The 21,936-nt window shown below is 58.2% G+C and carries 18 protein-coding genes and 3 pseudogenes; 9 read left to right on the plus strand and 12 right to left on the minus strand.

Features of this window, described 5'->3' with window-relative positions; all coding sequences use genetic code 11:
• Nucleotides 1–16: 16 nt before the first annotated feature.
• Nucleotides 17–277 (minus strand): hypothetical protein, encoded by a 261-nt coding sequence (locus F8N12_RS22115; protein WP_150582289.1) that lies wholly within the window; start codon nt 275–277, stop codon nt 17–19.
• Nucleotides 278–784: 507 nt separating this feature from the next.
• Between F8N12_RS22115 and mgrA the strand changes: the two genes are divergently transcribed.
• On the plus strand, nt 785–1,822 hold the full coding sequence (gene mgrA / locus F8N12_RS22125) for an L-glyceraldehyde 3-phosphate reductase (protein ID WP_150582290.1): 1,038 nt from the start codon (nt 785–787) through the stop codon (nt 1,820–1,822).
• Between the two features lie 134 nt (nt 1,823–1,956).
• Here the strand turns inward: mgrA and F8N12_RS22130 are convergent.
• The 5 genes and pseudogenes from F8N12_RS22130 to F8N12_RS22155 form a co-directional block, all read right to left on the minus strand.
• Nucleotides 1,957–2,298: pseudogene (locus tag F8N12_RS22130) on the minus strand (TauD/TfdA family dioxygenase); the annotation flags it as partial.
• Nucleotides 2,297–2,495, minus strand: a pseudogene (locus tag F8N12_RS22135) (ATP-binding cassette domain-containing protein); the annotation flags it as partial. The pseudogenes F8N12_RS22130 and F8N12_RS22135, both read right to left, overlap by 2 nt.
• Nucleotides 2,496–2,842: 347 nt before the next feature.
• Nucleotides 2,843–4,426: a glutamate--cysteine ligase gene (gene gshA / locus F8N12_RS22140; protein ID WP_150582291.1), complete on the minus strand. Its 1,584-nt coding sequence runs from the start codon at nt 4,424–4,426 to the stop codon at nt 2,843–2,845.
• Between the two features lie 302 nt (nt 4,427–4,728).
• Nucleotides 4,729–5,112: a PaaI family thioesterase gene (locus F8N12_RS22150; protein WP_150582292.1), complete on the minus strand. Its 384-nt coding sequence runs from the start codon at nt 5,110–5,112 to the stop codon at nt 4,729–4,731.
• A complete protein-coding gene (locus tag F8N12_RS22155; protein ID WP_150582293.1) occupies nt 5,112–7,436 on the minus strand; it encodes a Tex family protein in 2,325 nt (774 codons plus the stop codon). The genes F8N12_RS22150 and F8N12_RS22155 overlap by 1 nt, the downstream gene beginning before the upstream one ends.
• A gap of 361 nt (nt 7,437–7,797) precedes the next feature.
• Here F8N12_RS22155 and ompR point away from each other — a divergent pair, with 361 nt between their 5' ends.
• Nucleotides 7,798–8,538 (plus strand): two-component system response regulator OmpR, encoded by a 741-nt coding sequence (gene ompR / locus F8N12_RS22160; RefSeq protein WP_150582294.1) that lies wholly within the window; start codon nt 7,798–7,800, stop codon nt 8,536–8,538.
• A gap of 102 nt (nt 8,539–8,640) precedes the next feature.
• Nucleotides 8,641–9,954 (plus strand): ATP-binding protein, encoded by a 1,314-nt coding sequence (locus F8N12_RS22165; RefSeq protein ID WP_150582295.1) that lies wholly within the window; start codon nt 8,641–8,643, stop codon nt 9,952–9,954.
• A gap of 99 nt (nt 9,955–10,053) precedes the next feature.
• On the opposite strand, the gene rimK is transcribed toward F8N12_RS22165, so the two are convergent.
• Genes rimK through F8N12_RS22180 form a run of 3 tightly spaced genes read right to left on the minus strand, consistent with a single transcriptional unit; the run spans nt 10,054 to nt 12,232 of the window.
• Nucleotides 10,054–10,959: a 30S ribosomal protein S6--L-glutamate ligase gene (gene rimK, locus F8N12_RS22170; protein WP_121731683.1), complete on the minus strand. Its 906-nt coding sequence runs from the start codon at nt 10,957–10,959 to the stop codon at nt 10,054–10,056.
• The gene (locus F8N12_RS22175; protein WP_191623208.1) at nt 10,956–11,417 is read right to left on the minus strand and encodes an ATP-dependent zinc protease; all 462 of its coding nucleotides are present in this window, start codon (nt 11,415–11,417) and stop codon (nt 10,956–10,958) included. Before F8N12_RS22175 ends, rimK begins: the two co-directional genes overlap by 4 nt.
• Nucleotides 11,418–11,452: 35 nt before the next feature.
• Entirely contained in the window at nt 11,453–12,232 is a 780-nt protein-coding gene (locus F8N12_RS22180; protein WP_150582297.1) for an EAL domain-containing protein, read from the minus strand.
• Between the two features lie 116 nt (nt 12,233–12,348).
• Between F8N12_RS22180 and F8N12_RS22185 the strand changes: the two genes are divergently transcribed.
• From F8N12_RS22185 to F8N12_RS22200, 3 genes are all read left to right on the plus strand, one after another.
• The gene (locus F8N12_RS22185) at nt 12,349–12,756 is read left to right on the plus strand and encodes an RNA-binding S4 domain-containing protein (protein WP_150582298.1); all 408 of its coding nucleotides are present in this window, start codon (nt 12,349–12,351) and stop codon (nt 12,754–12,756) included.
• Nucleotides 12,757–13,180: 424 nt separating this feature from the next.
• Entirely contained in the window at nt 13,181–14,083 is a 903-nt protein-coding gene (hslO, locus tag F8N12_RS22195) for an Hsp33 family molecular chaperone HslO (protein WP_150582299.1), read from the plus strand.
• A gap of 182 nt (nt 14,084–14,265) precedes the next feature.
• Nucleotides 14,266–15,807: a phosphoenolpyruvate carboxykinase gene (locus tag F8N12_RS22200; RefSeq protein ID WP_150582300.1), complete on the plus strand. Its 1,542-nt coding sequence runs from the start codon at nt 14,266–14,268 to the stop codon at nt 15,805–15,807.
• A gap of 60 nt (nt 15,808–15,867) precedes the next feature.
• Here F8N12_RS22200 and F8N12_RS22205 read toward each other — a convergent pair whose 3' ends face one another.
• The gene (locus F8N12_RS22205; RefSeq protein WP_150582301.1) at nt 15,868–16,164 is read right to left on the minus strand and encodes a hypothetical protein; all 297 of its coding nucleotides are present in this window, start codon (nt 16,162–16,164) and stop codon (nt 15,868–15,870) included.
• A 356-nt stretch (nt 16,165–16,520) separates the two neighbouring features.
• Nucleotides 16,521–17,585 carry a S8 family peptidase gene (locus F8N12_RS22210; protein ID WP_150582308.1) on the minus strand — a complete coding sequence of 355 codons (1,065 nt, stop codon included), beginning with the start codon at nt 17,583–17,585 and terminating at the stop codon, nt 16,521–16,523.
• Between the two features lie 264 nt (nt 17,586–17,849).
• On the opposite strand from F8N12_RS22210, the gene F8N12_RS22215 reads away from it, so the two are divergent.
• The 3 genes from F8N12_RS22215 (at nt 17,850) to F8N12_RS22225 (ending at nt 21,673) form a co-directional block, all read left to right on the plus strand.
• Nucleotides 17,850–19,784, plus strand: coding sequence for an ATP-dependent DNA helicase RecQ (locus F8N12_RS22215; protein ID WP_150582302.1), 1,935 nt, complete (start codon nt 17,850–17,852; stop codon nt 19,782–19,784).
• Between the two features lie 135 nt (nt 19,785–19,919).
• Nucleotides 19,920–21,155, plus strand: coding sequence for a 3-hydroxyacyl-CoA dehydrogenase (locus F8N12_RS22220; RefSeq protein ID WP_150582303.1), 1,236 nt, complete (start codon nt 19,920–19,922; stop codon nt 21,153–21,155).
• Nucleotides 21,156–21,241: 86 nt separating this feature from the next.
• Nucleotides 21,242–21,673 carry an acyl-CoA thioesterase gene (locus tag F8N12_RS22225; RefSeq protein ID WP_150582304.1) on the plus strand — a complete coding sequence of 144 codons (432 nt, stop codon included), beginning with the start codon at nt 21,242–21,244 and terminating at the stop codon, nt 21,671–21,673.
• Nucleotides 21,674–21,739: 66 nt separating this feature from the next.
• Here F8N12_RS22225 and F8N12_RS27960 read toward each other — a convergent pair.
• A pseudogene (locus tag F8N12_RS27960) lies at nt 21,740–21,936 on the minus strand (hypothetical protein); the annotation flags it as partial.

Here is a 21,936-nt window from a genome sequence, read left to right on the forward strand (position 1 = left end):
GCCGTGCCGGTGGCGCTCAGGTGGTGCTGCTCACCACCATGAACAGCACCAGGGCCGCTACCGGCAGGCCAAACACGATGCTGCCGACCACCATTTCCCTGGTCACGGACTGGCCGGCCGTGACCACGCCGATGGCACCATTGATCATCGTCAGGGCCAGCCACAGGATGATGAAGCTGTAGGTCAGCGTCTGGCGGCTGAAGCCGATTTTCTCGCCGATGAACAGCATCAGGGCGAGCAGGATCAGGCCGAAGAAGATGATGATGGTGGTGTGCATGGTGCTTTTCGCCCTGTTTGAAAATGTATTTCCTTCGAGGCCGCTATCGTGACAGGCACGCTCCCAGGGCGGCAGCGAACCGGCCTTTGTGGGAGCGAGCCTGCTCGCGAAAGCGGCACCGCAGTTTCAACTGAGCATAGTCAAACCAGCCCGCCATTCACCCGCAGAATCTGCCCGTTGACCCACGCCGAATCCGACCCCGCCAGTCACGATCGCGACCTTAGGAGTGTGCTGAGTCATTGCGTTCATCCTCTGCTGTATCGGGGCGAGGTGCAGATTCGCATGTTTACTCGATCCAATGAATGCAGGAGAGAGCCATCGGTCCGGCGCTACAGCTCATCGTCCGGCTTTTTGGCGGCTGCAGCGTTGTGTGAGTTGACGACGAGAGAATTGTGAAACGTTTCAGCAAATAATCGACCCGGGGGTTTTCTGGCCTTTGTCTGGGCGTATGCTGGGCAACTTGCGAAGCAATCGATACCAGATCCGAGACAGACAAGAGAGGATTCGATGACCTACACCGCTGCCGAAAATCGCTACGATTCCATCCCCTACCGCCGCGTTGGACGCAGTGGCCTGGTGCTCCCGGCACTGTCACTGGGTCTGTGGCACAACTTTGGCGACAGCACGCCGATCGACACCCAGCGTGCGCTGCTACGCACGGCGTTCGACCTGGGTATCAATCACTTCGATCTTGCCAACAATTATGGCCCCCCGTACGGCAGTGCCGAGATCAATTTCGGCCGGTTGCTGCGTGAAGACTTCAAGCAATACCGCGACGAATTGATCATCTCCAGCAAGGCCGGTTGGGACATGTGGCCAGGTCCTTACGGCCAGGGCGGCGGGTCGCGCAAATATGTCTTGGCCAGCCTCGACCAGAGCCTCCAGCGTCTGGGTCTGGACTACGTGGACATCTTTTACTCGCACCGCTTCGACCCGGACACGCCGCTGGAAGAGACCGCCAGCGCATTGGCCACTGCGGTGCAGCAGGGCAAGGCGTTGTACATCGGCATCTCATCGTATTCAGGGGTTAAAACCCGCGAGATGGCGGCGTTGTTGAAGGAGTGGAAAGTGCCGTTGCTGATCCATCAACCGGCGTACAACCTGCTCAACCGATGGGTAGAAAAAGACCTGCTGGACACGACCGAAGAACTGGGCACCGGGGTGATCGCGTTCACGCCGCTGGCGCAGGGTTTGTTGACCGACAAATACCTCAATGGCATTCCGAAGGATGCGCGGGTCAACCGTCCCGGCGGTGGTTCGTTGCAGGAATCGCACTTGTCGCAAGCTAACATCGCGCATGTGCGCGGGCTCAATGAAATCGCCAAGCGCCGTGGGCAGAGCCTGGCGCAACTGGCGTTGGCTTGGACCCTGCGCGACCCACGTGTGACGTCAGCGCTGATCGGGGCGAGCCGGCCGGAGCAGATTATCGAGAATGTCGGGGCGTTGAAGAATTTGAGCTTTAGCGCTGAGGAACTGGCGGAAATTGATCGGTTCGCCCAAGAGGGCGGGATCAATTTGTGGGAGAAGCCTTCAACAGCGGAATAAGCCGGCGCCAAATCACACCGCTTCGCGAGCAGGCTCGCTCCCACATTAGTCGCGTTTTCAAATAGAAACTCGGTCGAATGTGGGAGCGAGCCTGCTCGCGAAGCGGCACTATCATTCAGCATGAAATCTCTGGATTACCGAAAGAAAGGCACATCCCCCAATACCGTCGCCCGCTGCATCACCCGTCGCGCTGGCCGGTAGTCATCAACCGCGTAATGCTGGGTGACGCGGTTATCCCAGAACGCCACGTCATCCTTCTGCCAGCGCCATCGGACAGTGAATTCCGGTCGTGTTGCATGGGCGAACAAAAACTTCAGCAGCGCTTCGCTTTCGGTTTCCGACAGCTCATTGATCTTCGAGGTAAACCCTTCGCTGACAAACAGCGACCGCCGCCCGCTCACCGGATGCGTGCGAATCACCGGGTGCGACAACGGTGGGTTTTTCCGCCGCGCTTGTTCCCACTGCGCCAGCGCCGCCGTCAAGGCTGATGCGCCCGGCGCTGGGCGGGACAAAACCGGCGATCAGGTTCAACAGCGAAGTCTTGCCACTGCCGGACGGACCGAGGGGCGACCAGCAACTGCCGGGGCCCCAGGCTCAGGGAAATATCCGCCAGCACCGGCTCCGGGCTGCCGGGGTACTGTGCGCTGATGCGCTCCAGCTGTAGCAAAGCCATCGCGATGTGCTTCCGATCAGTGAGTAATGAACTGGGCGCGAAGGGGGAAGTGCAGTTTCATCGGGAAGCTCCTCATCAGGCGGCCGAGAGTCGGCGTGAGAGGAGACTAAATGATCTAAGAATACTAAAATAAATAACTTTTTAGCATTAGCTTAGTGGGGAAAATAATTGTGTGGTGCCACGGGTAAGAATTGTTCAGACCTGCCCAGGTTCTGGTTTGGCGCAGGTTGAGTCGCCAGCGCTGGCAAGCCAGCTCCTACAGTTTTGTACAAGATGGGGGAGTTGCGTCATCTCGGAATCCGTAGGAGCCGGCTTGCTGGCGATTGAGGCCGGCAAGACCGCCAACGCTAGTTACTGATTGCTAAAATGCTCGCCTGGTAAGACCCGACAAACACATCGAAATCGCCTACTTCGTTGCGCTCAAGCTCCACTTGCTCAGCCAGTGACGAACGCGCTCGCTCTTCAAATTTCGCCTGATCTGCAGCACCCAAAGGCTCGCTGCGGAAAAACTCCGCATGCGCCTGGCTCTGGCGCAGGGAGAACTGGCTGAAGCTCTCCTTGTGTTCCGCCATGGCCGCGAGCACTAAAGCCGACGGCGTCAGTGAAGGGTCTCTGACCTTGGCCAGCTGCGCATCCAAGGCCTTGCTGTGGTCCTCGCCGCCATGGCTTTGATCCAGCAGGGCAGCGAGCGGGGCGATTTGCTCTAACAGTTCAGCGGCCCAGTCTTTCAAGTCGACCGGTTGGCCGTCGCGTTGCAACTGCAAGCCCGGACGACGGCCTTCCTTGACCACGTTGAGGAAGTTCGAAGTCGCATTGCCACAGGAGTCATTGGTCAACAGCGGGCTGTCGTTCAGCGCGCAATACAGCAGAAACGCATCGAGGAATCGCGATTCGGTGAGATCGATGCCCATCGGCAGAAACGGGTTGATGTCCAGGCATCGCACTTCGACGTATTGAATGCCACGGGACGACAACGCCTGAATCGGCCGCTCGCCGGTGTAAGTGACGCGCTTGGGACGAATGTTGGAGTAGTACTCGTTTTCGATCTGCAGGATGTTGGTGTTGAGCTGAACCCACTCACCGTCCTGATGCGTACCGATTTCAACGTACGGCGCATACGGCGTCGCCACCGCTTTGCGCAGGCTGTCGGTGTAACTGGTCAGATCGTTGTAGCACGGAGTCAAGCCGGCCTGGGCGTTGCCTTGGTAACCCAGATCGCTCATGCGCAGGCTAGTTGCGTATGGCAGGTACAAGGTGTCCGGGTCGAGTTGCTCCAGCTGGTGCGAACGTCCGCGCAGGAATCCGGCATCGAGCGCCGGTGATGCACCGAACAGATACATCAGCAGCCAGCTGTAGCGACGGAAATTACGGATCAGGGCGATGTAGGCCGACGACTGATAATCGCGGTCGGTACCGACAAACCCTTCGGATTCCTTGAGCAGCGGCCAGAGCTTTTCCGGCAGGGAAAAGTTGTAGTGAATGCCGGCGATGCACTGCATGGTCTTGCCGTAGCGCAGGGCCAGGCCCTTGCGATACACATACTTGAGCTGACCGATGTTGGAGGTGCCGTAATAGGCGATCGGGATGTCTGCCTCGGCCGGCAAGGGACATGGCATCGATGGACTCCACAGGTACTCGCTGCCGAGTTTGCTGTAGGCAAAGCGGTGAATCTTGTCCAGGCTCGCCAGCGTGTCTGCCGGGTCGGGCAGGGCGGGCGTGATGAACTCCAGCAGCGACTCGGAATAGTCGGTGGTGATTTGTTCGTTGGTCAGCGCGGAACCCAGTTCTTCCGGGTGCGGCGTTTGCGCCAGGCGACCTTCGCCGGTTACGCGCAGGCATTCACGTTCTATACCGTGAAGACACTGCTCGAGCAGAGAGAGGTTAGCGCGCTCGCCGAGCAGAGCCAGGCGGCGGTTGAGAAGTTCGCTCAAGTTGGATTCCTTCACGCGTCAGTCGCCCCAATATGGGGGTGGGCAAGACGGTCTACAAGGGTGAAGTTAAAACTGGCGTTTTCGCCTGGTTTTTGCACTGACCACCGCCAGCCCGGCAGGAGCGACCTGTGGCGAGGGGGCTTGCCCCCGTTGGGCCGCGAAGCAGCCCCAAAATCTCTGGTAAATTTTGCAAGTGCTACGCACTCGAACGGGGGCGAGCCCCCTCACCACAGTCACTTCACACAGGCAATCTCGGCACTGCGGTCACAGCGTCGAAATTAACCCAAATCCATGGCATCTCGCTACAGGACCGCGAACGTGCCTTGTGCTTTTGCGACAAGTTTTTCGCCCTGCATCACCTCGGCTTCCACCACCAGCGTGCGCCGACCCGGGTGAATCACCCGCGCCGTGCAGATCACTTCACCGTCTGAAACGGCGCGAATGTAGTTGATCTTGCATTCGATGGTCGCGCTTTGCTGGTCAAAGCCGTGGGAGCTGGAACAGGCCAGCCCCATGGCGATGTCCACCAGACTGAACAATGCCCCGCCATGCAACTTGCCACCACGATTGCGCAGTTCAGGCGTCAACTCCAGAGCGACTTGCGCCACCCCGGTTTCCAGGCTGTGCAAGCGACAGCCCAGCAGCTTGAAATAGGCGCTTTCAGTCAGACCGGCAGGAATGTTCATCAGCGTTTCTTCAACTGTTTGGCGTTGGCGAACAGCGAAGCCATGGCGTTGTTGGCCGGCGCCGCCGTTGCGGTTTCCTTGCGCGGCGCGGTGTTCTGCGACTGGCGTGGCGCCGACCCCGGACGTGCACCACGGGCGCCATCGATTTTTTCGCCCGGCGTATCGCTCATGCGCATCGACAGGCCTACGCGTTTACGCGGGATGTCGACTTCCATCACCTTCACTTTTACCACGTCGCCCGCTTTCACCGCTTCGCGAGGGTCCTTGATGAACTTCTCCGAAAGCGCAGAGATATGCACTAAACCGTCCTGATGCACGCCGATGTCGACGAAAGCGCCGAAGTTGGTCACGTTGGTCACCACGCCTTCAAGAATCATCCCCGGCTGCAAGTCCTTGAGCTCTTCGACGCCCTCCTGGAACTCGGCAGTCTTGAACTCCGGACGCGGATCTCGACCGGGCTTTTCCAGCTCTTGAAGGATGTCGGTAACCGTCGGCAGGCCGAAAGTTTCGTCGGTGTACTTCTTCGGATCGAGGCGCTTGAGAAACGCCGCGTCGCCGATCAGCGAGCGGATATCACGGTCGGTTTCAGCCGCAATACGCTGCACCAGCGGATAGGCTTCCGGGTGAACCGCCGACGAGTCCAGCGGATTGTCGCCGTTCATGACGCGCAGGAAACCAGCGGCCTGTTCGAAGGTTTTTTCGCCCAGACGCGCGACTTTTTTCAATGCAGCGCGGGTTTTGAATGCGCCATGTTCATCGCGATGGCTGACGATGTTCTGCGCCAGTGTCGCGTTGAGGCCGGAAATGCGGGCCAGCAGCGCCACGGACGCGGTGTTCACGTCCACGCCCACGGCGTTTACGCAGTCCTCGACCACGGCGTCCAGGCCACGGGCCAGTTTCAGCTGCGACACGTCATGCTGGTACTGGCCGACACCGATGGATTTCGGATCGATCTTCACCAGTTCGGCCAGCGGATCCTGCAAGCGACGGGCAATCGACACCGCGCCACGGATCGACACGTCGAGGTCCGGGAATTCCTTGGAAGCCAGTTCCGACGCCGAGTAAACCGATGCCCCAGCCTCGGAGACCATGACTTTGGTCATCTTCATGGCTGGGTATTTTTTGATCAGCTCAGCGGCCAGTTTGTCGGTTTCGCGGCTGGCGGTGCCGTTGCCGATGGCGATCAGGTCCACCGCGTGCTTGGCACACAGGGCTGCGAGGATCGCGATGGTCTGGTCCCATTTGTTGTGCGGCACGTGCGGGTAAACCGTGGCGTGATCCAGCAGCTTGCCGGTGGAATCGACCACCGCGACCTTGCAGCCAGTACGCAGGCCCGGGTCGAGACCCAACGTTGCGCGCGGGCCGGCCGGGGCCGACAGCAGCAAGTCGTGCAGGTTGTGCGCGAATACGTTGATTGCTTCGGTTTCCGCACCATCGCGCAGTTCGCCCAGCAGATCGGTTTCCAAATGCGTATAGAGCTTCACCTTCCAGGTCCAGCGCACCACTTCGCCCAGCCATTTGTCGGCGGCGCGGTTCTGGTTCTGGATGCCGAATTGCTGGCCGATCATGCCTTCGCACGGGTGCATGGTGCCCGGCAGTTCGTCGCCGACTTTCAGCGCAGAGCTGAGAATGCCTTCGTTACGGCCACGGAAAATCGCCAGCGCGCGGTGCGACGGCATGCTTTTCAGCGGCTCGTCGTGTTCGAAATAGTCGCGGAATTTGGCGCCTTCCTCTTCCTTGCCGGCGATTACACGGGCACTGAGGGTGGCTTCCTGCTTGAGGTAGCTGCGCAGTTTGTCCAGCAGGCCGGCGTCTTCGGCGAAGCGTTCCATCAGGATGTACTTGGCGCCTTCGAGGGCGGCCTTCACATCGGCGACGCCTTTTTCAGCATTGATGAAGCGCGCGGCTTCGCTTTCCGGAGACAAGGTCGGGTCGTTGAACAGGCCGTCGGCCAAGTCACCGAGGCCGGCTTCCAGGGCGATCTGGCCCTTGGTGCGGCGCTTCTGTTTGTACGGCAGGTACAAGTCTTCGAGGCGGGTCTTGGTGTCGGCGAGTTTGATATCGCGTTCGAGTTGCGGGGTCAGCTTGCCTTGCTCTTGAATGCTGGCAAGGATGCTGATGCGCCGTTCGTCGAGTTCTCGCAGGTAGCGCAGGCGCTCTTCCAGATGTCGCAACTGGATGTCATCGAGACTGCCGGTCACTTCCTTCCGGTAACGGGCGATGAAGGGAACGGTAGAGCCTTCATCGAGTAGCGCGACGGCCGCTTCGACCTGTTGTGGGCGTACGCCGAGTTCCTCGGCGATGCGGCTGTTGATGCTGTCCATAAAACCACCTGACAAATTGTGAAAGCAGGCTCGCGGGCACAGGGATAACGGCCCGGCGAGTCTGGTTGAGCGGCCTGGCCGGCGCCGCTACCTGGATCAACAGGCATCCCGTTGACCCGTGAAATCGAACATTTACTGCCGGCGCCGTAAAAATAAGAAGCGGCGGTCGCAGCAGAAATCAGACGTTGCCTGACACAAAAGGCCGCGCATTATAACCAGCGTTATGTTCCTTCGGGGGCATCACGGGCTGTAGGCACAATGCCGAGTTTCCTGGCGATTGAGGAAAAATCTGCTAACAATGCACACGGTGCGTATAACGGCAGCTACGCCATAATGCGCGCCGAGATCAAAGGAGCATCTAATGAGCAGCACTGCAAACACTGCTGAAGGCGAAAAAATTCTCATCGTTGACGACGATCCAGGGCTCAGCAGCCTGCTGGAACGCTTTTTCGTCAGCAAGGGCTATCGCGCCCGCGCCGTCCCGAACACGGAACAAATGGACCGCCTGCTCGCGCGTGAAGTGTTCAACCTGGTCGTCCTCGACCTGATGCTGCCCGGTGAAGACGGTCTGACCGCCTGCCGCCGCCTGCGCGGTGCGAACAACCAGATTCCGATCATCATGCTCACCGCCAAGGGTGATGAGCTGAGCCGTATCAAGGGCCTGGAACTGGGCGCCGACGATTACCTGGCCAAGCCGTTCAACCCGGACGAGCTGATGGCGCGCGTCAAGGCGGTCCTGCGTCGTCAGTCGGCACCGGTGCCGGGCGCGCCGGGCAGCGAAGATGAAAGCGTGACCTTCGGTGATTACGAGCTGTCGCTGGCAACCCGCGAACTCAAGCGCGGCGATGAAGTGCACATGCTCACCACCGGCGAGTTCGCCGTGCTCAAGGCATTGGTGATGAACGCGCGTCAGCCGTTGACTCGCGACAAACTGATGAACCTGGCCCGTGGTCGCGAGTGGGACGCCCTGGAGCGCTCCATCGACGTGCAGATTTCCCGCCTGCGTCGGATGATCGAACCTGATCCATCCAAACCGCGCTACATCCAGACTGTCTGGGGCGTGGGTTACGTGTTCGTCCCGGATGGCGCCCCCAGCAAGTGATCGGCGATTTGTAGGAGCGGGCTTGCGGGCTTCCATGTCCGCAGACTCGCGATCCGCAATGTGCGAGCATCGCTCGCTCCTGCAAGTGTGTAGCGATTATTCATGAAAACCCCCGTTTGGTTCCCCCAGAGTTTTTTCTCCCGCACCTTGTGGCTGGTGCTTATCGTCGTCTTGTTCTCCAAGGCGTTGACCCTGGTTTATCTGTTGATGAACGAAGATGTGCTGGTGGACCGCCAGTACAGCCACGGCGTCGCACTGACGCTGCGCGCCTATTGGGCCGCGGATGAAAACAATCGCGACAAGATTGCCGAAGCTGCGACCCTGATCAGGGTGGTTGGCACAGGTGTGCCGGCGGGCGAACAACATTGGCCCTACAGTGAAATTTACCAGCGACAGATGCAGGCTGAGTTGGGCGCCGACACCGAAGTGCGCTTGCGCATGCATTCGCCGCCGGCGCTGTGGGTGCGGGCTCCAAGCCTGGGCGATGGCTGGCTGAAGGTGCCGCTGTATCCGCATCCTCTGCGTGGCCAGAAAATATGGAACGTGCTTGGCTGGTTTCTCGCCATCGGCTTGCTCTCTACCGCATCGGCCTGGATCTTCGTCAGTCAGCTCAATCAGCCTTTGAAGCGGCTGGTTTACGCGGCCAGACAGCTTGGCCAGGGCCGTAGCGTGCGACTGCCAATCAGCGATACGCCCAGCGAAATGACCGAGGTTTATCGCGCTTTCAACCAGATGGCCGAAGACGTCGAGCAGGCTGGCCGGGAGCGCGAGCTTATGCTGGCCGGGGTGTCTCACGATCTGCGCACGCCGCTCACGCGGTTGCGCCTGTCACTGGAGCTTATGGGTGACCACAGTGACCTGTCGGACGACATGGTTCGCGACATCGAAGACATGGACGCGATTCTCGATCAGTTTCTGGCGTTTATTCGCGATGGGCGCGATGAGTCCGTGGAAGAGGTCGATCTGACCGAGCTGGTGCGCGAAGTGGCTGCGCCGTATAACCAGAATGAACAAAAAGTGCAGTTACGCCTGGAGCCGATTCAGCCATTTCCGCTGCGCCGGGTGTCGATGAAGCGGCTGCTCAACAACTTGATCGGCAATGCCTTGAATCATGCCGGTACCGGGGTTGAAGTGGCGGCGTATGTGTCCGGCGATGTTAACGCGCCGTACGTGGTGTTGAGCGTCATGGACCGCGGGGCGGGGATTGATCCATCGGAACTTGAGGCGATTTTCAACCCCTTTACCCGGGGCGATCGTGCCCGTGGTGGCAAGGGGACCGGGCTGGGCCTGGCGATCGTGAAGCGAATTGCTTCGATGCACGGTGGCAACGTTGAACTGCGCAACCGCGCCGGCGGTGGTCTGGAAGCGCGGGTGCGCTTGCCGCTTGGGTTGATGTTGCCACGGGATGCGGTATAGAAGCAGCTGCGAGCTTCAAGCTTCAGAGAAAAGCCAATCCGATGAACGCTCCGGACTGCTTTTAACTTGTCGCTTGAAGCTTGCCGCTTTTAGCTGCCTTTATCCCTTGCCCTTGGTCCGGGTCATGTTCGGCCCGCCATTCTTCTCGAGATGCTCGATAATGATCCCCGCCACATTCTTGCCGGTGGTGGTCTCGATCCCCTCCAGTCCCGGTGAAGAATTCACTTCCATCACCAACGGTCCGTGATTGGAGCGCAAGATATCCACACCCGCCACGGCCAACCCCATCACCTTCGCCGCGCGTAATGCAGTCATGCGTTCTTCGGGGGTGATTTTGATCAGGCTAGCACTCCCGCCGCGATGCAGATTGGAGCGAAACTCCCCAGGCTTGGCCTGACGTTTCATCGCAGCGATGACCTTGTCGCCGACCACAAAACAGCGAATGTCAGCGCCACCCGCCTCCTTGATGTATTCCTGAACCATGATGTTTTGCTTGAGGCCCATGAACGCCTCGATCACTGACTCCGCCGCAGTCGCAGTTTCACATAGCACTACACCAATCCCCTGCGTCCCTTCGAGTACTTTGATTACCAACGGCGCGCCGTTGACCATGGCAATCAAATCCGGAATGTCGTCAGGGGAGTGCGCAAAACCTGTCACCGGTAAACCGATTCCGCGACGCGAGAGCAATTGCAGCGAGCGCAGTTTGTCCCGGGAGCGGGCGATGGCCACCGATTCGTTCAGTGGAAACACCCCCATCATTTCAAACTGGCGCAGCACCGCGCAGCCGTAAAACGTCACCGACGCACCGATCCGCGGGATCACCGCGTCGAAACCTTCCAGCGGTTTGCCGCGATAGTGGATCTGCGGCTTGTGGCTGGCGATGTTCATATAGGCGCGCAAGGTGTCGATCACCACCATTTCATGTCCACGCTCGGTACCGGCTTCGACCAGACGACGGGTGGAATACAGACGCGGATTCCGCGACAGCACAGCGATCTTCATGCAACACCTGTGGAGAGGGTAGATACCGGGAACACCGGCTTGTCTTGTACGTATTTGATACCCGGATTGACCACCAACTGGCCGTCGATCAGGGCTTTGGAGCCTAGTAGCAGGCGATATCGCATGGATTTGCGGCAGGCAAGGGTGAACTCGACCCGCCAGACCCGATCACCGAGGGCCAGGGTGGTGCTGACCACGTAACGCATCTGCGCATGGCCGTTGGAGCTTTTAATGGTTTTGCGCGTCACCAGCGGTGCTTCGCAGCGGCGATGACGCAGCTGCACAACGGTGCCCAGGTGTGCCGTAAAACGAACCCACCGCTCACCGTCGCGCTCGAACGGTTCAATGTCGGTGGCGTGCAAACTGGACGTACTGGCACCCGTGTCGATCTTGGCTCGCAGGCCCGCGACTCCCAGATCAGGAAGCGCCACCCACTCGCGCAGACCGACAACGGTCAAATGGTCAAATGTCTTCAATAGGATAGAACCGGCGGTTAACGCGCCCAGGCTTCAGGTTGTACCTGGGCCAGCGCTTTGAATGCAGGTTTGGCAAACCAGTAACCTTGCATCAGAAAAATTCCACAGTCCGCCAGGAAATCCCGTTCACCAGCGCTTTCGATACCTTCGGCGATCACTGTAACGTTCAGTTCCGCACACATTGTGACAATCCCCCGGACGATGGCCTGACGAACACGATCGCGGTCGATATCGCGTATGAGCGCCATGTCGATCTTGATCAGGTCCGGTTGGAAATCTGCCAGCAGATTGAGCCCCGAATAGCCCGCCCCGAAGTCATCGATGGCGGTCTTGAAGCCGAATTCGCGGTATTCACGCAGAATATTAGTCAAATGGCGATAGTTATCTACGTGATCACTTTCGAGGGTTTCGAAAATCAGTCGTTCAACCGGGAAATCGTATTTTTTCGCCGCTTCCAGCGTGCTGCGAATACACAGTTCTGGACGGTACACGGCACTGGGCATGAAGTTGATCGACAAGTGTGTCTGCATATTTAACGTCGCCGCGCCTTCAATGGCGCGGATTCGGCAGAGCTGGTCGAAGCGGTAGCGGTTTTCGTCCGTGACCTGATCGAGCACTGAGAATGCACCTTCTCCGGCAGTCCCGCGCACTAGTGCTTCATTGGCAAATATTGAACGGTCGCGAATGTCCACGATCGGTTGATAAGCGAAAGCAAAATCAAAGCCCAGTGGTTCGCTTTGCTGGCAGCCCTGGCAACCTGCTTTAGGCGAGGTCAATGAAGACGGAAATACAGTCATTTGATCACTCCATGCCGGTGAGTCGGCCTTGATCACATTCTATCTTGAGGGCGCGATTGTTGCGCCCGACAGAAACGGTAGTACAGTTCCGACTATGGGCTAAAAGAGGAATTCCAGTGACACAAAAACAGGAAGAGGACGACAAGGTCCGTCTCGACAAGTGGTTATGGGCGGCGCGTTTTTACAAAACACGTGCCTTGGCCAAGGCAGCTATTGAAAGTGGCAAGGTGCATTGCCGGGGTGATCGCTGCAAACCGGGCAAGGAGCCGAGGGTCGGCGATGAGTTTCAGATCCGGATGGGTTTCGAGGAACGTACGGTGGTCGTCCAGGCCTTGTCTATCGTGCGCCGTGGCGCGCCGGAGGCTCAGACGCTGTATGCCGAGACCGAAGCCAGTGTCGCCAAGCGCGAAGCTGCCGCCGCCATGCGCAAGGCTGGATCGCTGGGAGTGAGCACGGACGGCAAACCGAGCAAGAAGCAACGTAGAGATCTGTTTAAATTTCGTGGGAACAGCAGCGACGAGTGAGGCTTGCCGATACTCATGGATATAAGACAGGCAGCAAAAGATCGCAGCCTGCGGCAGCTCCTACATAGGATGCGCACGGTGTAAATGGCTCCAAAGGCTGCGAATCTCAAGGGGACGCGGACTTGTAATTGCCAGCATGTGCAGCCATATCGGGTAATGGCGCGTGGCAACAAGGCTTGGTTGAACAGCCACTCGTCGAAAATCACACACAACATCTGGCCCGTGAACCATAAACAGACTGCCCGCATTGCCAATGCCACGGCATTGCATTGCGCCACCGGTGCACGTTCCACCTTGCTTGGAACAAACCGGGATTGTTCATAAAATGCCTCCCATGGCTGAACAGTGCGCACCCGATGGTGCCAAATTGGCGCAATTTCTACTGTTTGAAATCATCTTGTCATTACTTCAGATACCCAGACCTATGACCGATCTAACGGATTCCGACTACACCCAACGCTTCATCTTCGATGACAGCGACACCCGCGGCGAGCTGGTTTCGTTGGAGCGCAGTTACGCCGAAGTCCTCGCCAAGCACCCGTACCCCGAGCCGGTCGCGCAATTGCTGGGCGAACTCATGGCCGCAGCATCCTTGCTGGTCGGTACGTTGAAGTTCGACGGGTTGCTTATTTTGCAGGCTCGTTCAGACGGCCCGATTCCATTGTTGATGATCGAGTGCAGCAGTGAGCGCGAAATTCGTGGCCTCGCGCGCTATGAGGCAGATCAAATCGCCGCCGATGCAACTCTGGCCGACCTGATGCCCAATGGCGTTCTGGCGCTCACCATCGATCCCACTCAAGGCCAGCGTTATCAGGGCATCGTGGATCTGGACGGCGAAACGCTATCCGAGTGCTTCACCAATTATTTCGTCATGTCGCAGCAAGTAGGCACGCGTTTCTGGCTGTATGCCGACGGTCGTCGCTCGCGTGGCCTGCTATTGCAGCAACTGCCGGCTGATCGCTTGAAGGATGAAGAAGATCGCGCCGCAAGCTGGCAGCACATCACGGCATTAGGCGGCACCCTGACTGCCGATGAATTGCTCAGCCTGGACAACGAAACCGTGCTGCATCGTCTTTACCACGAAGAGCAGGTTCGCTTGTTTGACGTACAGAAACTGCGCTTCCGCTGCAGCTGCTCGCGCGAACGTTCGGCCAATGCTCTGGTCAGTCTGGGACTGGAAGATGCGCAGAACCTGGTCGTTGAACACGGTGGCAACATCGAGATCGACTGCCAGTTCTGCAATCAGCGCTACCTGTTCGACGCTGCGGATATCGCTCAATTGTTCGCGGGTGCCGGTGTCGACACGCCGTCAGATACCCGTCACTAAAACGGTTCAGCGTAGGTAAATTCACTGGTAAGCGCCGGAATAACGCCGTTACGACGGGAGGGCCCTACTCTTTTTGGGCTTTTCTGGCATAATCCGGCCCACTTTTTGTCGCGGTAGTAGTGCGCAGCTTTCTACTACAAAACGTTTGGAGCACACTCGGCCACTGGCCGACGGGGAATCTCATGACGCAAGCCAATAACGCCGTGTACACCGATCTGAGTGTTGATGATCTGGTAAAAGAAGCTCTGAATCGCGGTGAAGGCGAGCTTGCCGATACCGGCGCGCTGGTTGTTCGTACCGGTCACCGTACCGGGCGCTCGCCAGTCGATCGTTTCATCGTTGAAGAGCCGAGCACTCAGGCAGCCATTGCCTGGGGCCCGATCAATCGCAAGTTCCCGGCCGACAAGTTCGATGCCTTGTGGGCTCGCGTCGAGGCTTTCAACAACGCGCAAGAGCATTTCGTTTCCCACGTGCATGTAGGCGCTTCGGAAGAACACTACCTGGCCGTCAAGATGACTACGCAGACTGCCTGGCAGAACCTCTTCGGTCGTTGCCTGTTCATCAATCCGGGCCAGTACAATCCGGCTGGGCGTGAAGAGTGGCAAGTGCTCAACGTTGCCAACTTCGAATGTGTACCGGAGCGTGATGGCACCAACTCCGATGGTTGTGTGATTCTCAACTTCGCACAGAAGAAAGTGCTGATTGCCGGCATGCGTTACGCCGGTGAAATGAAGAAAGCCATGTTCTCGGTGCAGAACTTCCTGCTGCCGGCCGCTGACGTGCTGCCAATGCACTGCGCTGCCAACATCGGCGAAGCTGGCGATGTAACCCTGTTCTTCGGCCTGTCCGGCACCGGTAAAACCACTCTGTCCGCCGATGAAAGCCGTTACCTGATCGGTGACGACGAGCACGGCTGGGGCGAAGGCGTTGTGTTCAACATCGAAGGCGGTTGCTATGCCAAATGCATCGACCTCTCCGAGAAGAACGAGCCGGTCATCTGGAAAGCCATCAAGCACGGCGCAGTCCTTGAAAACGTCGTCATCGATGACGCCAAGCACGCCGACTATGCTGATGTCAGCCTGACGCAGAACAGCCGCGCTGCTTACCCGCTGGAGCACGTTGCCAAGCGTTCCGAGAAGAACCTCGGTGGAGAGCCAAACGCGGTGATCTTCCTGACCTGCGACCTGACCGGCGTATTGCCGCCTGTGTCGATCCTCAGTGAAGAACAAGCGGCCTACCACTTCCTGTCCGGTTATACCGCTCTGGTGGGCTCGACCGAAATGGGTTCCGGCAGCGGCATCAAGTCGACTTTCTCCACCTGCTTCGGTGCTCCGTTCTTCCCGCGTCCGGCGGGCGAATACGCCGAGCTGCTGATCAAGCGCATCCGTGGCTTTGGCTCCAAGGTTTACCTGGTTAACACTGGCTGGACCGGTGGTGGCTACGGCGTCGGCAAACGCTTCAACATTCCGACGACTCGCGGCGTGATCGCAGCGATCCAGAGCGGCGCATTGATCGGCGCAGAAACCGAGCACCTCGACACCATCAACCTGGACGTGCCTTTGGCGGTGCCGGGCGTTGAGACAGGTTTGTTGAACCCACGTAACACCTGGGCTGACAAAGCAGCTTATGACGAAGCTGCGAAAGCACTCGCCGGTCTGTTCGTCGAGAACTTCAAGAAGTTCGAAGTGAGCGACGCGATCAAGGCTGCCGGGCCGAAGTTGTAAGACTGGTTAGATGTAAAAAAAAAGCCGCCCTACGGGGCGGTTTTTTGTGCCGGCTCACTCTCATTGTGCAACCGTGATCGTGCTGCACGCAGTGATTTTCGGCAGGCGCTGGTGGGCGATTTCCAGCAGGTCGCGGCCATCCTGAGTGAGCAAGTAAAGCGCGCTGACTATGTTGGGGATGTCGCTTGAATCGGCTTGTTTGAAGCACAGGCAATAAAGCGTTTCGAGCAGATCGCTGGCGGCGCGAATGCGTTGCCGGGCGGCGTCGAGAATTTCGTGTGGGTCGGCCTCGGTGTCAATCACCAGGACGGGAGTGTCGCTGTAGCTGCTTTTGAGTGGGCGATAACGGTCATGCATCTAAGTCAGTCCTGTAAGAAGTCGGGCAGGCCGACACGCTGTTTCAGCTGCGCCGGAAACTATGAGGCGCGCGACGCGCTGCGGCAATACCGCCGCAGTGGACAGGGTGTGTAGGCGTTTTAACGACCTTCGGGTATCCGTCCTACGTGTTTCCGCGGACTTTTTAGTGAGCATCCTTACAGGTGACATTTCCTACATTGTCCTCAGGCATTTCGCGCAGGGCCTAAGCGGGTGCACATCAGAGTCAGTAGGGCATTTCGAGAATGTCAGGTTGGCACTTGAAGGTGATTCATCGACTTCAGCGCCAGTTAGATCAGCGAGCGTGAAACCCGCTGAAGCTGTCTTTTCAATGAAGCTCAGTTAATCGTGGATTCCGGAGCCGGCCGCGAGGCTGCGTCGAGATCCATCAACCCTCGACCGTAAGCCTCACTGTTGGCGTAAATGCCTGACCGGTTTGCCGTTGCCAGCAGTCGTTCGCGTACTTGCTGCGTGCTGAGTTCCGGATAACGGCTTTGCAATGCTGCCAGCGCGCCGCTAACCATGGCGGCAGCCGGCGAAGTGCCTGCGGTTTGCACATACTTGCCATCCTTGCTGGTGGTCAGCAGTCCATGCTCCACGCCGGCGTCACCACCAGGAACCGCGATGCACCAAGCCGCCGCGACACCGCAATAGTTGGATTTGGCATTGATTGCGCTACCGTCGTTTTTCAGAGCGACCACAGCGATCCAGCCCTTTTCCAGTTCGGGCAATGCGAGCGGCAAGCCGGGCTCGGCCAAGGGCTCACGTTTCAGTTCGTTACCTGTCGGGAATACGAACACCGCACCGTCGTTGACCAGTTTGCGGGCGGCCACCAAGGATTCGGGCATGACCTGGTTATAGCGAGCCTCGTTTATCTCCGTAGCTGGAATGGCGTTGGCCCATGAGTTATTGAGGATGCGCGCACCTTTGTCAAAGCCGGTCTGCCAGGATTTTGCAATCTCTGCGTCAAAAAAAAACGGCTCGTTGTCGTCGCCGAAACGGAAGGGGATCATCCGGGCGTTGAACGCAACGCCATGCATGCCCCGGTCATTTTTGTTGGCCGCGAGTATCCCGGCCATCTGGGTGCCGTGACCAACTCGATCAACGGTGCCCGGCTTGTTTTCGACATGGTCGAAGCCAGGATCGCTGAGTCTTCCCTGGAATTCCGGCAAGTTGCTATTCAAACCCGAATCGATAAGCGCTACGGCCACGTTCTGACCGGTCCCACCGCGGGCATAAAGGGAAGAGGCATTAATCACTGCCAGTCCTTTCTGGGCGTGGTATTCCGGCGTTTCAAACGGGGTCGGGTCGATGGACGGCTGCGTGGAGTTCGTCACGCAGCCGCTTATTACAAAAGGCAATGCAAGCACGCAGGCGAGTGGAAAAAAGGGGCGGTGTAGCATGGTCGTTCCTTCCTGGGTCTGCGCGTGGAAAAGGTTTCCCTGCCGTGTTGAGCATGCGCAGAAAGATTTTAGAAAGTGAACCTTACCGGTGGAAAAGGTCGGGCGGCAGGGAGGCAAAGTGCCCCGTTTGTTTCTACCTGTGGCGAGGTCTGTTCTGGTGGACGCGGTATCATCCGGTATCTTTTTTACCCCCGACCTTTTCTCGACGCGCTGCGATTACCGGCTAGGCTTTGGGCTTCGCGGCGGTCAACGGAGTGACAGCTTATGCATAACACCCTGGAACAGGTTTTCGGTTATCCACAGTTTCGGCCCGGCCAGGAAGCGGCGATCAGCGCTGTGCTGGCAGGGCGCTCGGCGGCGGCGATTTTCCCCACCGGCTCGGGCAAGTCGCTTTGTTATCAGCTATCGGCCTTGCTGCTGCCGCACCTGACGCTGGTGGTCTCGCCGTTGTTGGCATTGATGCAGGACCAGTTGGCGTTTCTGCAACGTCATGGCATCAGCGCGGGCAGCATCGATTCCGCGCAAAATCGTGATGACGCGAGTGATGTGATGGCTCGCGCCAGGTCCGGCGAGCTGAAGATTCTGATGATTTCTGTCGAGCGTCTGAAAAACGAGCGTTTCCGTAATTTCCTACAGCAAGTTCAGATCTCACTGTTAGTCGTGGATGAGGCGCACTGCATCTCGGAGTGGGGGCATAATTTCCGTCCTGATTACCTCAAGCTTCCGGACTATCAGCGTCAGTTCAATATCCCTCAGGCGCTTCTGCTGACGGCCACTGCCACACCGAAAGTGATCGCCGACATGCAGGCGAAATTCGCGATTGCAACCGATGACGTGGTGACCACGGGTTTCTATCGGCCAAACCTCAACCTTTTGGTCGAGCCGGTACGCGGGCAAGACAAGCGCCAACGCCTCGTCGAGTGGATGAGTGAGCGCCCTGCCCAGCCGAGCATTGTCTACGTCACCCTGCAAAAAACCGCAGAACTCATTGCCGAGCATCTCGAACGCAATGGCATTCAGGCTGAGGCCTACCACGCCGGCTTGCCCCACGAGCAACGGGAGGCAATCCAGAAACGCTTCATGGGCGGCCAGTCCAGTTGCATCGTTGCCACAATTGCGTTCGGGATGGGCATCGACAAAAGCGACATCAGGAACGTGGTGCATTTCGACTTGCCCAAATCCATCGAAAACTACAGTCAGGAAATCGGCCGGGCCGGGCGTGACGGGCAGCCTTCGGACTGCCTGGTACTGGCTAACCGCGACAGCCTCAACGTCCTGGAAAACTTCGTCTATGGGGACACGCCGGAACTTGATGGCATCCGCCACGTCCTTGAAGAACTGCAGGCAGCGGCGCCGCACGGTCAGTGGGAATTCCTGCTGGGGCCGCTGGCGGATCAAAGCAACATTCGTCAGTTACCGCTCAAGACGTTGCTGGTGCAACTGGAGCTGCGCAGAGTCATCTCGCCACGTTACGCGTACTACGCCGAGTATCGCTTCAAATATTTGCAGGAGCCTGAAGAATTGCTCGCGCGCTTCGAGGGCGAACGCAAGGATTTTGTGGCGGCAATCATCCAGACATCTGCGCGTGCGCGGACTTGGGCGACAGTGAATTTCGACGCGTTATACGAGCAGCACTCCGCCGAGCGAAACCGAGTGGTCAAGGCGCTGGATTACTTCCAGGAAAAGGGTTGGGTCGAGCTGGAAAGCAAGCAAATGACCGAGGTCTACAATCTTTTGCAAGCGGACTTCGACAGTCAGGAGCTGAGCGCCGAACTGCACCGCTATTTTTCCCGACATGAGCACACTGAAGTCGCGCGTATTCACGCCATGCTGGCACTCTTTGCCACCGATCGCTGCCTGGGTTATCGCCTGGCCGACTACTTTGGCGATGTAAACGCGCCGCAGCAATGCGGCCATTGTTCGGTGTGTCACGGAAAAGTGGCGCAACTTCCATCGCCCCCCGAGCTTCCAGCACTTGTGGATAAAAAATTCGAAGCGATCTCCAGCGAATTTATCCAGAGGCATGAGCAGCACACCGGGAATGTTCCCTCGGCTGAGCGCGTTACCAGGTTTCTGTGCGGCGTCAGCGTACCGTTGTTTACCAAGCTCAAGGCGCGCTCTATTCCAGGTTTCGCGGCGCTGGAGGCCTATCCGTATGGCGATGTACGCAGGTGGGCTGAGCAACATCTTTCGAGCTAGAGCGGGTCTGTAGGAGCGAAGCTTACAAAATGCATCCATCCGCTGAATGTCTCGCATCACAGGAATAAATTTCAAAAATGGACGGCGTCTGATTATGGTGAGGGCTGTCTTTGGATCGCCAACAAGAGAACAAACATGAGCCAGACACCGTTCGATATTCAGCGCGCCGCCGTGATTGGCGCGGGCACCATGGGCCGTGGCATTGTCATGTGCCTGGCCAATGCCGGGGTTGCGGTGCAATGGGTCGACAACAATCCGCAGATGCTGGAGCAGGCGATCGCCAGCGTGACCGAGACCTACTCCCATAACGTGCGCCAGGGTCGGATCGACCAGGCTGAAGCGCAGGCGCGGATTGCGCGAGTGACGGCGGCGGCGGATTACGCAGCGATTCGCGATGTCGATCTGGTAATTGAAGCGGTCTACGAAAACCTTGAGCTGAAACAGAAAATCTTCCGCGAACTGGATGACTTGCTTGAACCCGAGGCCATTCTGGCGAGCAACACTTCAGCACTGGATATCGATGCGATTGCGGCTGTTACTCGTCGTCCCGCTCAAGTGCTGGGTCTGCACTTCTTCAGTCCCGCGCACATCATGAAGCTGCTGGAAATCGTCCGCGGCGCCCAGACATCGCCAGCAGCACTTGAGGCGGCTCTGGCGTTGGGCCAGCGCATGGGCAAGGTCAGCGTGGTATCCGGCAACTGTCACGGTTTCATTGGCAATCGCATGCTGCACCCGTACGTACTTGAAGCACGCAAGATGCTGCTCGAGGGTGGCTTTCCACACCAGGTCGACGCTGCGCTGCAGGAATTCGGGTTTGCGATGGGGCCTTTCCGCATGTACGACGTGGTCGGGATAGACCTGGAGTGGCGCGCCCGTGAATTATCCGGCAAGGGTCAGGATGCTCCCGAAGTCCAGGTAGATAACCGGCTGTGCGAGCTGGGTCGTTTTGGGCAGAAGAGCGGCAATGGCTATTACCATTACGAGGCGGGTAGCCGTCAGGCTGAACACGATGTGGAAGTCGATGCGCTGGTGCTCGAAGTCAGTGAGGAATCAGGCTTCCAGCGCCGCGAGATCGCCTCTGAGGAGATTCTGGAGCGCTGCTTGCTGGCATTGGTCAACGAAGGTGCGAAAATTCTTCAGGAAGGTATCGCTGACTCGGCACACGACATTGATCTGGTTTACCTCAATGGTTATGGGTTCCCGGCGCAGAAAGGTGGGCCAATGGCGTGGGCGGATCAGCAAGGTCTGGCAGATATTCACCAGCGGTTGTTGGCGCTCGAGACCCGGCAGGGTGATCAGTGGAAACCGGCGCGACTGATTGGCGAGTTGGCTTCTGCAGGCAAACAATTCGCAGATTTCAAGGTGATGTAAATGTAACACCGCCTTCGCCGGCAGGCTTGCGCAAGATACCCCGCGGCCTGCCTTGGATTGCCTTACCACTCCAGGAACAGATATTGATGTCCAACCCCATGCCCCAACGGTCCGATTACCCGCATTATCAGCCGGTCACCACGCGCTGGCACGACAATGATGTCTACGGCCATATCAACAACGTCACCTATTACAGTTTTTTCGACACCGCTGTTAATACCTACCTGATCGAAGTCGGGGGCCTTGATATCCATGACGGCGAAGTAGTCGGCTTTGTGGTGAGTTCAGCCTGTGATTACTTCGCCTCAATTGCCTTTCCGGATCGGATAGAGATAGGCATGCGGGTCGGCAAGCTGGGCAACAGTTCGGTCCAGTACGAGTTGGCAGTGTTCAAGGCCGGTGATGCTGAAGCCTGCGCAGCGGGTCGCTTCGTGCATGTGTTTGTGGACCGTGCATCAAATCAGCCGGTGGCGATTCCTGCTGGACTGCGTACGGCACTTGAGCGCTTGGTGGTTTGATAGGCAAAAAAAATCGCAGCCCGGGGGCTGCGATTTTTTATCTACCCGTCAACGGGTGATCAAGACTCAATGATGACGGTAGTGTTTCTTATGCTTGCGATGCCCATAAGCATGACCGCGGCCGGGATGGCCATCTCGGTAGTAGCGACGATCGCCCCCACGATGGGAGCGGCGATCATCGTCAGCGTCGCTTTTATTACCCATGTAGTTGCCCAGCGCGCCGCCAGCGCCGCCGCCAGCTGCGGAACCGATCAGGCTGCCGG

Source organism: Pseudomonas fluorescens, assembly GCF_902497625.1.
In the GTDB taxonomy this organism is placed as follows: domain Bacteria; phylum Pseudomonadota; class Gammaproteobacteria; order Pseudomonadales; family Pseudomonadaceae; genus Aquipseudomonas; species Aquipseudomonas fluorescens_BQ.

Excerpts from the sequence above, each read along its gene's own strand:
- hslO (WP_150582299.1), top strand. The coding sequence starts at position 13,181 with ATGACCGATCTAACGGATTCCGACTACACCCAACGCTTCATCTTCGAT.
- F8N12_RS22150 (WP_150582292.1), bottom strand. The coding sequence starts at position 5,112 with ATGAACATTCCTGCCGGTCTGACTGAAAGCGCCTATTTCAAGCTGCTG.
- F8N12_RS22180 (WP_150582297.1), bottom strand. The coding sequence starts at position 12,232 with ATGACTGTATTTCCGTCTTCATTGACCTCGCCTAAAGCAGGTTGCCAG.
- F8N12_RS22115 (WP_150582289.1), bottom strand. The coding sequence starts at position 277 with ATGCACACCACCATCATCATCTTCTTCGGCCTGATCCTGCTCGCCCTG.
- F8N12_RS22225 (WP_150582304.1), top strand. The coding sequence starts at position 21,242 with ATGTCCAACCCCATGCCCCAACGGTCCGATTACCCGCATTATCAGCCG.
- F8N12_RS22205 (WP_150582301.1), bottom strand. The coding sequence starts at position 16,164 with ATGCATGACCGTTATCGCCCACTCAAAAGCAGCTACAGCGACACTCCC.
- mgrA (WP_150582290.1), top strand. The coding sequence starts at position 785 with ATGACCTACACCGCTGCCGAAAATCGCTACGATTCCATCCCCTACCGC.
- F8N12_RS22200 (WP_150582300.1), top strand. The coding sequence starts at position 14,266 with ATGACGCAAGCCAATAACGCCGTGTACACCGATCTGAGTGTTGATGAT.
- F8N12_RS22165 (WP_150582295.1), top strand. The coding sequence starts at position 8,641 with ATGAAAACCCCCGTTTGGTTCCCCCAGAGTTTTTTCTCCCGCACCTTG.
- F8N12_RS22220 (WP_150582303.1), top strand. The coding sequence starts at position 19,920 with ATGAGCCAGACACCGTTCGATATTCAGCGCGCCGCCGTGATTGGCGCG.
- ompR (WP_150582294.1), top strand. The coding sequence starts at position 7,798 with ATGAGCAGCACTGCAAACACTGCTGAAGGCGAAAAAATTCTCATCGTT.
- rimK (WP_121731683.1), bottom strand. The coding sequence starts at position 10,959 with ATGAAGATCGCTGTGCTGTCGCGGAATCCGCGTCTGTATTCCACCCGT.
- F8N12_RS22155 (WP_150582293.1), bottom strand. The coding sequence starts at position 7,436 with ATGGACAGCATCAACAGCCGCATCGCCGAGGAACTCGGCGTACGCCCA.
- F8N12_RS22210 (WP_150582308.1), bottom strand. The coding sequence starts at position 17,585 with ATGCTACACCGCCCCTTTTTTCCACTCGCCTGCGTGCTTGCATTGCCT.
- F8N12_RS22215 (WP_150582302.1), top strand. The coding sequence starts at position 17,850 with ATGCATAACACCCTGGAACAGGTTTTCGGTTATCCACAGTTTCGGCCC.